Consider the following 13,185-nt stretch of genomic DNA (forward strand, 5'->3'; position numbering starts at 1 on the left):
GAAAAGGTGCAACGTTTTGCTTGAAGCGGTCAAGGAATTGCCCCCTTTGGGTAGCTGAAAATGAAAGACCACGGATTATGCCACGACCGGAAGGGTTCGGTGCCGCTCGTCACCCATTGGCGTTAACAGGTGCGACTTTTGTGCAACGGTCAGCGGGCAGCATAGGCGGCTAATATGGCACTTCAACGGCGAGTTGTTGCCTGATGTGTGTTATTGCAAGTCGATTGTCTGGGAATCCCGTGTTATGCAAACCGCCTACACCGTTCTAATCCTGCTGATGTTGGTCAGCGTTTCGCGCCTTGTGGGGCGTGTCATTCCTTTGCCGCTGCCACTGGTGCAGATCGCCGCCGGGGCCTTGCTGGCCTGGCCGACCCTGGGGCTGCATGTGGCGTTGGACCCGGAATTGTTTCTTTTCCTGTTTCTGCCCCCGCTGCTGTTCTCCGATGGTTGGCGTATGCCAAAGCGTGAATTGTGGCGCCTGCGCGGACCGATTCTGACGCTCGCCGTGGGGCTGGTGTTGTTCACCGTAGTGGGCGCCGGTTACTTCATTCATTGGTTGTTGCCGTCTATTCCACTGCCCGTGGCCTTCGCCCTGGCGGCGGTGTTGTCGCCGACGGATGCCGTGGCGGTGTCAGCCATTTCCCAGAACCGCCTGCCGACGCCCTTGATGCACATGCTTCAGGGCGAGGCCCTGATGAACGATGCGTCGGGTCTGGTGACGTTCAAGTTTGCCCTGGTGGCGGCAGTGACGGGGGTGTTCTCCCTGGCGAATGCCAGCCTGACCTTCGTGTTGGTGGCGGTCGGCGGCCTGGCCATTGGTGTGGCCTTGAGTTGGCTGGTGGGCCGCCTGCGGGCCTGGATGATCGCCCGAGGCTGGGACGATCCGGCCACACACGTAGTGTTCATGTTATTGCTGCCATTTGCTGCTTACGTGCTGGCTGAGCGTCTTGGTGCCTCGGGCATCCTGTCGGCGGTTGCGGCGGGGATGATGCAAAGCTGGCTGGATCTGCTGCCGCGCCAGACCAGCACTCGCCTGCTCAACCGAAGCGTCTGGTCGCTGCTGGAGTTTGCTTTCAACGGCCTGATCTTCCTGCTACTGGGTTTGCAGTTGCCGGACATCATCAAGGCGGTGACCAGTCACGAGGCTACGCTGTGGCCGACGTTGATGTATCGCTGCCTGGAGGTGGTTGCGATCTTCCTGGTGCTGGTGGTGCTGCGGTTTATCTGGGTGCAAAGCATCTGGCGCCTCTCAGGCTTGCTGCGGCGCCTGCGAGGCAAAGGCGCATTGACGCTAGTGCCGACGGCCCGTTCCTGCTGGTTGTTGACCGTGGGCGGCGTGCGCGGGGCGGTGACCCTGGCGGGCGTGATGTCGGTGCCGCTGCTGTTGAGCCCTGGCGTGGACTTTCCGGAGCGTGACTTGCTGATCTTCATTGCCGCCGGGGTGATCCTGCTGTCGCTGGTTGTCGCCTGTATCGCCTTGCCGCTGTTGCTGCGGGGTATTGAAAAGAGCCCGGACAACAAGCGTCGTGGAGAGGTGCGAGACGCCTGGAAGAAAACTGCCGAAGCGGCGATTCATGCGCTAGAGGTTGAAGAGCCTGCCGATGCCGCGCCCCAGGATGCCGCCCAGGCTGCTTTGTCGACAGAGCTCAAGGCGCGGATCATGTCGGAGTATCGTCATCAGTTGGAGGTGTTCAACGACTCGGCCGAGGCCCAGGCATTGGCGTTCCAGATGGATCAACTGGAGCGCAAGTTACGGCTTAAGGCCCTGCGGGCGCAGCGCCTGGAACTGTATAGCCTGAGCCGCCATCACCAGATTGGCGATGACGTGCTGCGGGAGGTGTTGGCGGATCTGGATATGAGTGAGGCAAACCTGGGTCACATGAAGTGACCCGCGATCAGCTTAGCGGCGGCGCAGGATAAAGTCGCGAATCCGCTCAGCGGCTTCTACGCACTCGGCCAGCGGCGCAACCAGTGCCATGCGTACACGCCCGGCGCCGGGATTGAAACCGTCCACTTCCCGCGACAGGTAGGAGCCTGGCACCACGGTCACATGCTCTTCCACGAACAGATCCCGGCAGAATGCGGCGTCATCGCCTTGTACATTCGGCCACAGGTAAAAGCCACCGTCCGGGTTTTGCACGTCCAGCACCGGCTTGAGAATCGCCAGCACCGCGTCGAATTTCTCCCGGTACAGGTCACGGTTGGCCTGTACATGGGCCTCGTCCTGCCACGCGGCAATGCTCGCGAGCTGGGTTTGAACCGGCATTGCGCAGCCATGGTAGGTGCGGTACAGCAGGAAGGCCTTGAGGATCTCGGCGTCACCGGCCACAAAGCCGGAGCGCAGTCCCGGCAGGTTGGAGCGCTTGGACAGGCTGTGGAACACCACGCAGCGCTTGAAGTCCTGGCGACCCAGTTCAACGCAGGCGCTGAGCAAGCCTGGTGGTGGAGTCTGCTCGTCAAAGTACAACTCGCTGTAGCACTCGTCGGCGGCTATCACGAAGTCGTACTGGTCGGCCAGGACGATCAGTTTTTTCAGGGTGTCGACGGGGATCAGTGCGCCGGTCGGGTTGCCCGGGGAGCACAGGAACAGGATCTGGCAACGTTTCCAGATGTCTGCCGAGACCGCCTCGAAATCCGGGTTGAAGCCGTTTTCATCCAGGCATGGCAGGTAATGCGGCTTGGCCCCGGCGAGAAACGCAGCGCCTTCGTAGATTTGATAGAACGGGTTCGGGCTGACCACCAGTGCATCTTCGCCACGATTGACCACGGTCTGGGTGAAGGCAAACAGCGCTTCACGGGTGCCATTGACCGGCAAGATATTGCGCGCCGGATCCAGCCAGCCCTTGGGCACGTCGAAACGCCGCTCGCACCAGGTGCCGATCGCTTCGCGCAAAGCGGGAATGCCCAGGGTAGTCGGGTATACCGCCATCTGATCAAGATTGTTGGCCAGGGCCTGGGCGACGAAATCCGGGGATTTGTGCTTGGGCTCGCCGATGGACAGCGCGATCGGGCGTTTATCCGGGGTCGGCGTGACACTGCCCAGCAGGGCGCGCAATTTCTCGAACGGGTAAGGCTGCAGCTGGTTCAGGGCGTTGTTCATCGGTGGATCTCGTGCAAGGCATTAAAAACTTGGGAGGAGGGCGGGAGGACCGCCCGCCCGTCCGTCAAATACTCAGTCGCGACAATTCAACCCCGGGCTCATGGCTGACGCTCAACTGCTGGACGATTGCATCCTGCAAGCGGCGGCACAGTTCAGGGTCGGAAAGCGGCTGGTTGTCAGCGTCGGTGATAAAGAACACGTCTTCTACTCGTTCGCCCAAGGTCGCAATCTTGGCGTTCTGCAGCGACAGGTCGAACTCCAGGAAGATCCCGCCGATCCGCGCCAGCAGGCCAGGTCGGTCCGGCGCGCTGAGCTCCAGCACGGTCACTGGGCGCTGTGCGTCGTTGTGAATGGTCACTTGGGGCGCAAAGGCAAAGTGCTTGAGCTGGCGAGGTACGCGGCGCTGGATAATGGTCGGGTAGTCGTCGGGGTTACGCAGGGCCTCGGCCAGGCCTTCGCGGATCTTCTTCACTCGGGCCGGGTTGTCGCCAATGGACTCGCCTTCCGTGTCGAGCACGATATAGGTGTCGAGGGTGAACTGACTGCTGGACGTGATAACCCTGGCGTCGTGAATGTTCAGGTTGAGCTGGTCCATGGCCGCCACAGTCACGGCGAAGAAGTCGTGTTGGTCCGGCGCATAGATGAAGATCTGCGTGCCGCCCTCGAACTCACGCTGGGTGGTTTCCTTGATCAGCACCAGTGGTCCGCCGTCGGCGGGCTGCTGCAGAATCGCGTCGCTGTGCCAGGCCACGTCGCCGGCGGTGTGGCGCAGGAAGTAGTCATCTCCCAGTTGCGACCAGAGCTGCTCGACGTCGTCCGGGTCGTTGCCGCCGCGTACCAGGATGTCCAGGGCCGCGCTTTGGGTGCGACGGATCTGTTCTTCGCGGTCCACTGGATTCTCCAGGCCGCGACGCAAGGCACGCTTGGTCTCGGTGTAGAGCTGGCGTAACAGGCTGGCGCGCCAGGAGTTCCACAGCGTCGGGTTGGTGGCGTTGATGTCGGAGACGGTCAGCACGTACAGGTAATCGAGACGGGTCTCGTCGCCGACGATCTGCGCGAAATCGTGGATCACCTGCGGGTCGGACAAGTCCTTGCGCTGGGCGGTGGTGGACATGACCAGATGGTTTTGCACCAGCCAGACAATCAGGCGGCTGTCCCACACGGGCAACTGATGACGTTGGCAGAACGCTTCGGCGTCTACGGCACCAATTTCCGAGTGATCGCCGTGACGGCCCTTGCCGATGTCGTGGTACAGGCCGGCGAGGTAGATCAGTTCGGGCTTGGGCAGACGCGCCATGAGCTTGCTGGCCAGCGGGAATTTCTCTGACACCTGGGTGTACTGCAACTTACGCAGATGTTTGATCAGGTTCAGGGTGTGGGCGTCCACGGTGTAGATGTGAAACAGGTCGTGCTGCATTTGCCCGACGATAAAGCCGAATTCCGGCAAATAACGCCCGAGAATGCCGTAACGGTTCATCCGTCGCAGGTTGCGATGGATGCCGATCTTGCACTTGAACAGCTCGATAAACAGGCTGGTGTTGCGGATATCGTTGCGAAAATCGTCATCGATCAGGTGCCGGTTTTCCCGCAACAGACGAATGGTGTCGGCACGTACGCCCTTGATCTCCGGCTGCTGGGCCATCAGCACGAAGATTTCCAGCATGGCAAACGGCGTGCGGCTGAAAACGTTGTCGTTGCGTGCTTCGATGTAGCCGTCATGTAGCTGGAAGCGCGAGTTGATCGGCAGTGGCGGTGTTTCGTCTTCCGGGGCCAGGATCACTTCTTCGAAGTGTTGGATAATCAGGTCGCTGAGCTGGGCAATGCTCATGACCACCCGGTAGTACTGCTGCATGAAGCTTTCGATACTGGTCTTGGCGTCTTCACCTTCGAACCCAAGAAGCGTTGCGATAGAGCGCTGATGGTCGAACAGCAGACGGTCTTCGGAGCGTCCGGCGAGCATGTGCAGGGCGTAGCGCACCTTCCAGAGGAATTCCTGGGATGAAGCCAGCAGGGTGTTTTCACTCTCCACCAGGAAGCCTTCGCCGGCCAGGGCTCGCAGGTTCAGGGTGCCGTATTGACGCCGCGCGACCCACAAAATCGTCTGAATGTCCCGCAGTCCGCCAGGGGAGCCTTTGACATTGGGTTCCAGGTTGTACTCGGTGTCGTTGTACTTATGGTGCCGGGCCTTCTGTTCGGCGCGCTTGGCCAGGAAGAAATCCTTGCTCGGCCACATGTGGGCGGTGCTGGTGACGTCCAGCATGCGCTGGCGCAGACGCTCGGGGCCGCAGATGGTACGGCTTTCCATCAGGTTGGTGACCACGGTCAGGTCGGCGCGAGCCTCTTCGGCGCATTCATCCACTGAACGTACGCTTTGGCCGACTTCCAGGCCGATGTCCCACAACAACGTCAGAAACCGCTCAATGGAATCGCGAAAAATCTCATGATCGGCGCTGTCCAGCAGGATCAGCAGGTCGATGTCGGAGTAGGGATGCAGTTCGCCGCGACCGTAGCCGCCGACCGCCACCAGGGCGATGTCGGCGTCTTCACTCCAGCTGAACTGTTCCCAGGCCTTTTGCAGAATGTTGTCGACGAACCAGGCGCGATCCTCAATCAGCCGACGGATGTCCCGGCCACTGCGAAAGCGCTCATCAAGCACTTCCCGGGCCTGGCGGATGGCCTTCTTGAAGGCGGCGATAGGGCTTGCCTTCAGCGCCAGCTCCGCCTGGAACTGGCCACGGTCGAAGAGTTCGGGATCCACCTGGGGCATCGATCGGCTTTCCTTTCTATCTATAGGTCACACGCTTTGGGTGAAAACCGACGCAACAATCAGGCCGAAACGCGAGGGATCGTGTCGTCAGCGCGCAAGGTGAAGATCTCGTAGCCGGTATCGGTCACCAGCAGGGTATGTTCCCACTGGGCCGAGAGCTTGCGGTCCTTGGTGATGGCGGTCCAGCCGTCGCCCAGCACCTTGGTGTCGGCCTTGCCCTGGTTGATCATCGGTTCGATGGTGAAGGTCATGCCCGCCTTGAGCTCCATACCGGTGCCGGCGCGGCCGTAGTGCAGGATCTGCGGCTCTTCGTGGAACACCTTGCCGATGCCGTGGCCGCAGAATTCGCGAACCACCGAGAAACCGTTCTTTTCGGCGTGCTTCTGGATCACTTCACCGATGTCACCCAGGCGGCAGCCGGGTTTGACGATCTCGATGGCTTTGTACATGCATTCCTGGGTGATCTGCGACAGACGCTCGGCCCATACGGGCACGGTGCCGACGTGGAACATGCGGCTGGTGTCGCCGTGGTAGCCGTCCTTGATCACGGTGACGTCGATGTTCAGGGTGTCGCCGTCTTTCAGTGGTTTGTCGCCGGGAATCCCGTGGCAGACCACATGGTTGATCGAGGTGCAGATCGACTTGGGGAAGCCCTTGTAGTTCAGTGGCGCGGGGATAGCCTTTTGCACATCAACTATGTAGTCGTGGCAGATGCGGTCCAGTTCTTCGGTGGTGATGCCGGGCTTGACGTGTTCGGCAATCATTTCCAGCACGTCGGCAGCCAGTTTGCCGGCAACGCGCATGCCAGCGATGTCTTCGGCGGTTTTGAGGGTGACGGTCATACAGGCTCTCTCTAGCGCGACGCGCTGAAATCAATACGGTTTACGGGGGTGCGACAAAAGGTTGCTGAATTCGCACAAACCCAAAAAACGCGATTCTAACAGACGCAGGGGGTAAACCATGAGCGTCTGGCTATCGCTTCTATCTATTAAGATGAGGGCGTTCTGGCTCTATTCAAAGGCCTGCGCAAAAGCGGTTGCCGGCAAATGCGATTGCGGGTTTCGTTTTTGCCCTTCGTATGGTATAAAATGCGCCGCTTTCCGGGGATACCCCGCAAAGCTTAAATCCACACACGTGTCGACACGATGACCTGGGTGCCGGAGGCTTGATGCCGCTGGTTGGTCATTGGGATACGTGGAGGCCAAACCCGACTTATTAAGGAACTATCATGTCCCAAGTCAACATGCGCGATATGCTGAAGGCCGGTGTGCACTTCGGTCACCAAACCCGTTACTGGAACCCGAAAATGGGTAAATACATTTTCGGCGCGCGTAACAAGATCCACATCATCAACCTTGAAAAAACCCTGCCAATGTTCAACGAAGCTCTGACTTTCGTAGAGCGTCTGGCCCAGGGCAAAAACAAGATTCTGTTCGTCGGCACCAAGCGTTCCGCTGGCAAGATCGTTGCTGAAGAAGCAGCACGTTGCGGTTCGCCGTACGTCGATCACCGCTGGTTGGGCGGCATGCTGACCAACTTCAAAACCATCCGTGCTTCCATCAAGCGTCTGCGTGACCTTGAAGTGCAAGCCGAAGACGGTACTTTCACCAAGCTGACCAAGAAAGAGGCGCTGATGCGCACTCGCGACCTGGAAAAGCTGGATCGTTCCCTGGGTGGTATCAAGGACATGGGCGGTCTGCCTGACGCACTGTTCGTTATCGACGTTGATCACGAGCGCATCGCGATCACCGAAGCCAACAAGCTGGGCATCCCGGTTATCGGCGTAGTCGATACCAACAGCAGCCCGGAAGGCGTTGACTACATCATCCCAGGCAACGATGACGCAATCCGCGCTATCCAGCTGTACATGGGTTCGATGGCTGACGCTGTAATCCGTGGCCGCAACCACGTTGCTGGCGGCACCGAGCAGTTCGTTGAAGAAGCTCCGGTAGCAGCAGCTGAGTAATTGACGCCTTGGCGTTGACTCAGTAAGCAAAAAGGGGGCTTGGCCCCCTTTTTGCCACCTCGAAAACCATTTGTCGGCGCCCAGTTGTGGCAGCGCAACATTGCGACTGTAACGTGCGGCGGCTTACAAGGGTGACTCGGGAAGAATTGATCGCCCGTTTGATCGGGTGGAATGGTTGAAAACCTATCCAAGAGGATTTTGAAATGGCAGAGATTACTGCAGCGTTGGTCAAAGAACTGCGTGAGCGTACTGGCGAAGGCATGATGGATTGCAAAAAGGCCTTGACCAAGGCCGGCGGCGACATCGAAAAAGCCATTGATGACATGCGTGCTTCGGGCGCCATCAAGGCTGCCAAGAAAGCAGGCAACGTAGCTGCTGAAGGCGCCATCGCCCTGAAGGAAGACGGTAAAACCGCCGTTCTGCTGGAAGTGAACTCGCAGACCGACTTCCTGGCTCTGCAGGACGACTTCAAGGCATTTGTTGCTGCAAGCGTTGAAAAAGCGTTCGCCGACAAGCTGACTGACGTCGCTCCGCTGATCGAAGCTCAAGAAGCTGCTCGCCTGGTATTGGTCGGCAAGGTTGGCGAAAACGTCAACATCCGTCGCCTGGCTCGCGTTGAAGGTGATGTTGTTGGTGGTTACCTGCACGGTAACAAGATCGGCGTTGTGGTTGCCCTTAAAGGCGGCAACGTTGAGCTGGCCAAAGACATCGCTATGCACGTAGCGGCCAGCAACCCTGAATTCCTGCTGCCATCGGAAGTGTCCGCTGAAGCGGTCGAGCGCGAGAAGGCTGTGTTCCTGAGCCTCAACGCTGACAAGATCGCCGGCAAGCCGGAAAACATCGTTGAAAACATGATCAAAGGCCGTATCAGCAAGTTCCTGGCTGAAGCGAGCCTGGTTGAGCAGGCGTTCGTCAAGAACCCTGAAATCAAGGTTGGCGAACTGGCCAAGAAAGCCGGTGCTGAAATCGTTTCCTTCACCTACTTCAAAGTAGGCGACGGTATCGAGAAGCCGGTCGACAACTTCGCTGAAGAAGTTGCTGCCCAGCTGGCTGCCGCCAAGCAATAAGACAGTTTTCAACTGTCGCCCAAAAGAGGCTGCCCGCTCACGCGCGCAGCCTCTTTTCAAATGGGGTGATCAATTTATTTGGTCTCCCTTCGGAACTGGCTTACAAAGCCGTGTTCCGATGGCGCTGTGGTAGCGTCGAGCTAGAGTGAACGCAGGCCGTAAACGGTTTGCCAAGAATTTTTAAAAAATACGCCGCAGGAGAGATTCGCAATGGCTCAGCAGGGCAGTGGTTATCAGGCTCGCTATAAACGCATTCTACTCAAACTTAGCGGCGAGGCCCTGATGGGCTCGGAAGAGTTCGGGATCGATCCCAAGGTGCTCGACCGCATGGCGCTGGAAGTCGGCCAACTGGTTGGCATCGGTGTTCAGGTCGGTCTGGTGATCGGCGGCGGCAACCTGTTCCGCGGTGCGGCGCTCAGTGCGGCGGGCATGGATCGGGTCACTGGCGACCACATGGGCATGCTGGCCACTGTGATGAATGCTCTGGCCATGCGCGACGCTCTGGAGCGGGCCAATATCACGGCGATCGTGATGTCGGCTATTTCCATGGTGGGTGTAACCGATCACTATGATCGCCGCAAAGCCATGCGTCACCTGGACGCCAAGGAAGTGGTGATTTTTGCTGCCGGTACCGGCAACCCGTTCTTCACCACTGATTCGGCAGCCTGCCTGCGTGGCATTGAAATCAATGCGGACGTGGTGCTTAAAGCAACCAAGGTTGATGGCGTTTACACTGCTGACCCGTTCAAAGACCCGAATGCCGAGAAGTTCGATCATCTGACCTACGATGAAGTGCTGGATCGCAAGCTGGGTGTGATGGACCTGACGGCAATTTGCCTGTGCCGCGACCACAAGATGCCGCTGCGCGTATTTAACATGAACAAGCCCGGCGCTCTGCTGAATATCGTACACGGCGGCGCGGAAGGGACTCTGATCGAGGAAGTCGAACAATGATCAACGAAATCAAGAAAGACGCTCAAGAGCGCATGCAGAAATCCCTGGACTCTCTGAACCATGCATTTGGCCAGATTCGTACCGGCAAGGCTCACCCAAGCATTCTGGGCAGCGTGATGGTGCCGTACTACGGTGCGGATACCTCTATTACCCAAGTGGCCAACATCACTGTAAAAGACTCCCGCACCCTTCAGGTCGTAGCTTTTGAGCGCAACATGCTCGGCGCCGTCGACAAGGCGATCCAGAGTGCCGGCCTGAACCTCAACCCGACCAACCTGGGCGAGTTGCTGCTGATTTCCATGCCTGCCCTGACCGAAGAGACCCGTAAGGGCTTCACCAAGCAGGCGCGCAGCGCAGCCGAAGATGCTCGTGTTGCCGTGCGCAACATTCGTCGCGATGCCTTGGGCGACCTGAAGAAGCTGGTCAAGGACAAGGAAATCAGCGAAGACGAAGAGCGTCGTGCTGTCGCTGATATCGATAAGTTGACCAAGGACGCCGAGGCCCAGATCACCAAGGCCACGGAAGACAAAGAAAAGGACCTGATGGCCGTATAAGGGGTCAGGACGTTTTCATGGAAAAGACCAAGCAGACTGTGCCCTCCGTGGTGCCGCGCCATGTCGCGATCATCATGGATGGGAATAATCGCTGGGCGAAAAAACGCTTTATGCCGGGTGTCGCCGGGCATAAAGCGGGTGTCGATGCGGTACGTGCCGTGATCGAGGTGTGCGCCGAGGCCAAGGTTGAGGTACTGACGCTGTTCGCGTTCTCCAGTGAAAACTGGCAACGCCCGGCGGAAGAAGTCAGTGCCTTGATGGACTTGTTCTTCAAGGCCTTGCGTCGTGAGGCCAAGCGCCTGAACGAGAACAACATCAGCCTGCGCATCATCGGTGACCGTTCGCGGTTTCATCCGGAGCTGCAAACGGCGATGCGTGAAGCCGAGACGATCACCGCCGGCAGTAACCGTTTTGTGCTGCAGGTCGCGGCCAACTACGGTGGCCAATGGGATATCGCCCAGGCTGCCCAGCGTCTGGCTCGCGAAGTACAGGCCGGTCACCTGCGGCCGGAAGACATCACGCCCGAACTGCTGCAAACCTGCCTGGTAACGGGTGATCTGCCGTTGCCTGACTTGTGCATCCGTACCGGTGGCGAACACCGCATCAGCAACTTCCTGTTGTGGCAGTTGGCCTATACCGAGCTGTACTTCTCCGACCTGTTCTGGCCGGACTTCAAACACGATGCCATGCGCAATGCGCTGGCCGATTTCGCTTCCCGTCAGCGTCGCTTCGGAAAAACGAGCGAGCAGATTGAAGCTGGAGCCCGGGTTTAATGCTTAAACAACGAATCATCACCGCACTGATCCTGCTACCGATCGCCTTGTGCGGGTTTTTCCTGCTGGAAGGTTCCGGTTTTGCGCTGTTCATCGGCCTGGTCGTCACCTTGGGCGCCTGGGAATGGGCACGCCTGGCGGGTTTTGCCGAACAACTGCCACGTGTGGTGTATGCCGCTGTCGTGGCCTTGTTGCTGTTCCTCATGTACATCCTGCCGGACGTGGCACCTTGGGTGCTGGGCGCAGCGGTTCTGTGGTGGGGGTTGGCGACATTTCTGGTGCTGACGTATCCGCAGACCAGCGGTCATTGGTCCAGTGTTGCCTGCAAGTTGGTGATCGGCCTGTTGATCCTGCTGCCAGCGTGGCAAGGCTTGGTGCAGATCAAGAACTCCCCTATGGGTAACTGGTTGATCATGGCGGTGATGGTGCTGGTCTGGGGGGCTGATATCGGCGCCTACTTTTCCGGTCGTGCCTTCGGCAAGCGCAAGCTGGCGCCGGCGGTCAGTCCGGGCAAGAGTTGGGAAGGCGTGTATGGCGGCTTGGCGCTGACCCTGGTGATTACCATCGTTGTGGGGATTGTGCGTGGTTGGGCCGTCAAGGAAATGCTCCTGGCCTTGATTGGTGCGGCGGTGGTCGTGCTGATCTCCGTGGTCGGTGACTTGACCGAAAGCATGTTCAAGCGCCAGGCCGGGATCAAGGACAGCAGTAACCTGTTGCCGGGTCACGGTGGTGTTCTGGACCGCATTGACAGCCTGACCGCTGCTATCCCGATCTTTGCTGTGCTGTTGTGGATGGCGGCCTCGTGAGCCGTCTGCAACAAGTGACCGTACTGGGCGCGACCGGCTCGGTGGGGTTGAGCACCCTGGATGTGATTGCGCGTCATCCCGAGCGATATCAAGTATTCGCCTTGACCGGCTTCAGCCGTTTGAGCGAGTTGCTCGCGCTGTGTGTCCGTCATGTGCCGCGTTATGCCGTAGTGCCGGAGGCCACGGTCGCGCGAGGCTTGCAGGATGATCTGCGGGCGGCGGGCCTGTCGACTCAGGTGTTGGTGGGGGAGGAGGGGCTGTGTCAGGTCTCTGCCGATCCTGGGGTCGACACGGTCGTGGCGGCGATTGTCGGCGCTGCCGGCTTGCGTCCCACCCTCGCTGCGGTCGATGCGGGCAAGAAGATCCTGCTGGCCAACAAGGAGGCGCTGGTCATGTCTGGCGCGCTCTTTATGCAGGCTGTACGCAAGAGTGGCGCGGTGTTGTTGCCGCTGGACAGTGAGCACAACGCGATTTTTCAGTGCATGCCCGGGGATTTTGCCCGTGGCCTGAGCCAGGTGGGTGTGCGCCGGATCCTGCTGACCGCTTCCGGTGGTCCATTCCGGCAGACGCCATTGGCTGAACTGGAGCACGTATCTCCTGATCAGGCGTGTGCCCATCCCAATTGGTCCATGGGGCGCAAGATTTCAGTGGATTCGGCAAGCATGATGAACAAAGGCCTGGAGCTGATCGAGGCGTGTTGGTTGTTCGATGCTCGACCTGATCAGGTCGAAGTGGTGATCCACCCGCAAAGTGTGATTCATTCTCTGGTCGACTATGTGGATGGTTCGGTATTGGCCCAGTTGGGTAACCCCGACATGCGTACGCCGATTGCCAATGCCTTGGCTTGGCCGGAGCGCATTGATTCTGGCGTGGCGCCCCTGGATTTGTTCGCCATTGCCCGTCTGGACTTCGAAGCGCCTGATGAGCAGCGCTTTCCCTGTTTGCGTTTGGCGCGTGAGGCGGCCGAGGCGGGTAACAGCGCGCCGGCGATGCTGAATGCGGCCAATGAAGTGGCGGTAGCTGCGTTTCTCGAACGGCGCATCCGCTTTCCGGAGATCGCGAGTATCATCGAAGACGTCCTGAGTCGCGAGCCGGTGGTTGCCGTGAATGAGCTGGGTGCGGTGTTCGAGGCTGATACAAAGGCCCGGGCCCTGACCGAGCAATGGTTGAACCGCAACGCGCGCTAGCCCTGGAATGT

At 59.1% G+C, this 13,185-nt stretch carries 11 protein-coding genes; 8 read left to right on the forward strand and 3 right to left on the reverse strand.

The window, feature by feature from the left end; all coding sequences use genetic code 11:
• The first annotated feature begins 244 nt into the window (after positions 1-244).
• Positions 245-1,888 (forward strand): Na+/H+ antiporter, encoded by a 1,644-nt coding sequence (locus J7E41_RS17495; protein ID WP_214994648.1) that lies wholly within the window; start codon positions 245-247, stop codon positions 1,886-1,888.
• A 12-nt stretch (positions 1,889-1,900) separates the two neighbouring features.
• Here J7E41_RS17495 and dapC read toward each other — a convergent pair whose 3' ends face one another.
• The 3 genes from dapC to map all read right to left on the reverse strand — a co-directional run bounded on the left by dapC (position 1,901) and on the right by map (position 6,709).
• Entirely contained in the window at positions 1,901-3,100 is a 1,200-nt protein-coding gene (dapC, locus tag J7E41_RS17500; protein ID WP_214994649.1) for a succinyldiaminopimelate transaminase, read from the reverse strand.
• 64 nt (positions 3,101-3,164) lie between these two features.
• Positions 3,165-5,867: a [protein-PII] uridylyltransferase gene (locus J7E41_RS17505; protein ID WP_214994650.1), complete on the reverse strand. Its 2,703-nt coding sequence runs from the start codon at positions 5,865-5,867 to the stop codon at positions 3,165-3,167.
• 59 nt (positions 5,868-5,926) lie between these two features.
• Positions 5,927-6,709, reverse strand: coding sequence for a type I methionyl aminopeptidase (gene map, locus J7E41_RS17510; protein WP_214994652.1), 783 nt, complete (start codon positions 6,707-6,709; stop codon positions 5,927-5,929).
• Positions 6,710-7,095: 386 nt separating this feature from the next.
• Between map and rpsB the strand changes: the two genes are divergently transcribed.
• From rpsB to ispC, 7 genes are all read left to right on the forward strand, one after another.
• Positions 7,096-7,833, forward strand: coding sequence for a 30S ribosomal protein S2 (gene rpsB, locus J7E41_RS17515; protein WP_201195514.1), 738 nt, complete (start codon positions 7,096-7,098; stop codon positions 7,831-7,833).
• A 203-nt stretch (positions 7,834-8,036) separates the two neighbouring features.
• Positions 8,037-8,900, forward strand: a complete 864-nt coding sequence (tsf, locus tag J7E41_RS17520; RefSeq protein ID WP_155581618.1) for a translation elongation factor Ts — start codon at positions 8,037-8,039, stop codon at positions 8,898-8,900.
• A gap of 210 nt (positions 8,901-9,110) precedes the next feature.
• Complete coding sequence (gene pyrH, locus J7E41_RS17525; protein WP_214994654.1) at positions 9,111-9,854, forward strand: UMP kinase; 744 nt, start codon at positions 9,111-9,113, stop codon at positions 9,852-9,854.
• Positions 9,851-10,408, forward strand: coding sequence for a ribosome recycling factor (gene frr, locus J7E41_RS17530; RefSeq protein ID WP_010176756.1), 558 nt, complete (start codon positions 9,851-9,853; stop codon positions 10,406-10,408). Before pyrH ends, frr begins: the two co-directional genes overlap by 4 nt.
• A 17-nt stretch (positions 10,409-10,425) precedes the next feature.
• Entirely contained in the window at positions 10,426-11,181 is a 756-nt protein-coding gene (gene uppS, locus J7E41_RS17535; protein ID WP_214994655.1) for a polyprenyl diphosphate synthase, read from the forward strand.
• Positions 11,181-11,987: a phosphatidate cytidylyltransferase gene (locus J7E41_RS17540; protein ID WP_214994657.1), complete on the forward strand. Its 807-nt coding sequence runs from the start codon at positions 11,181-11,183 to the stop codon at positions 11,985-11,987. Before uppS ends, J7E41_RS17540 begins: the two co-directional genes overlap by 1 nt.
• Positions 11,984-13,174: a 1-deoxy-D-xylulose-5-phosphate reductoisomerase gene (gene ispC / locus J7E41_RS17545; RefSeq protein ID WP_214994659.1), complete on the forward strand. Its 1,191-nt coding sequence runs from the start codon at positions 11,984-11,986 to the stop codon at positions 13,172-13,174. Before J7E41_RS17540 ends, ispC begins: the two co-directional genes overlap by 4 nt.
• The last annotated feature ends 11 nt before the right edge of the window (positions 13,175-13,185 follow it).

The sequence above is a fragment of the Pseudomonas fluorescens genome (assembly GCF_018614655.1).
Lineage (GTDB): Bacteria > Pseudomonadota > Gammaproteobacteria > Pseudomonadales > Pseudomonadaceae > Aquipseudomonas > Aquipseudomonas fluorescens_BX.

Coding starts and splice junctions, on each gene's coding strand:
- J7E41_RS17495 (WP_214994648.1), top strand. CDS start 245: ATGCAAACCGCCTACACCGTTCTAATCCTGCTGATGTTGGTCAGCGTT.
- dapC (WP_214994649.1), bottom strand. CDS start 3,100: ATGAACAACGCCCTGAACCAGCTGCAGCCTTACCCGTTCGAGAAATTG.
- J7E41_RS17505 (WP_214994650.1), bottom strand. CDS start 5,867: ATGCCCCAGGTGGATCCCGAACTCTTCGACCGTGGCCAGTTCCAGGCG.
- map (WP_214994652.1), bottom strand. CDS start 6,709: ATGACCGTCACCCTCAAAACCGCCGAAGACATCGCTGGCATGCGCGTT.
- rpsB (WP_201195514.1), top strand. CDS start 7,096: ATGTCCCAAGTCAACATGCGCGATATGCTGAAGGCCGGTGTGCACTTC.
- tsf (WP_155581618.1), top strand. CDS start 8,037: ATGGCAGAGATTACTGCAGCGTTGGTCAAAGAACTGCGTGAGCGTACT.
- pyrH (WP_214994654.1), top strand. CDS start 9,111: ATGGCTCAGCAGGGCAGTGGTTATCAGGCTCGCTATAAACGCATTCTA.
- frr (WP_010176756.1), top strand. CDS start 9,851: ATGATCAACGAAATCAAGAAAGACGCTCAAGAGCGCATGCAGAAATCC.
- uppS (WP_214994655.1), top strand. CDS start 10,426: ATGGAAAAGACCAAGCAGACTGTGCCCTCCGTGGTGCCGCGCCATGTC.
- J7E41_RS17540 (WP_214994657.1), top strand. CDS start 11,181: ATGCTTAAACAACGAATCATCACCGCACTGATCCTGCTACCGATCGCC.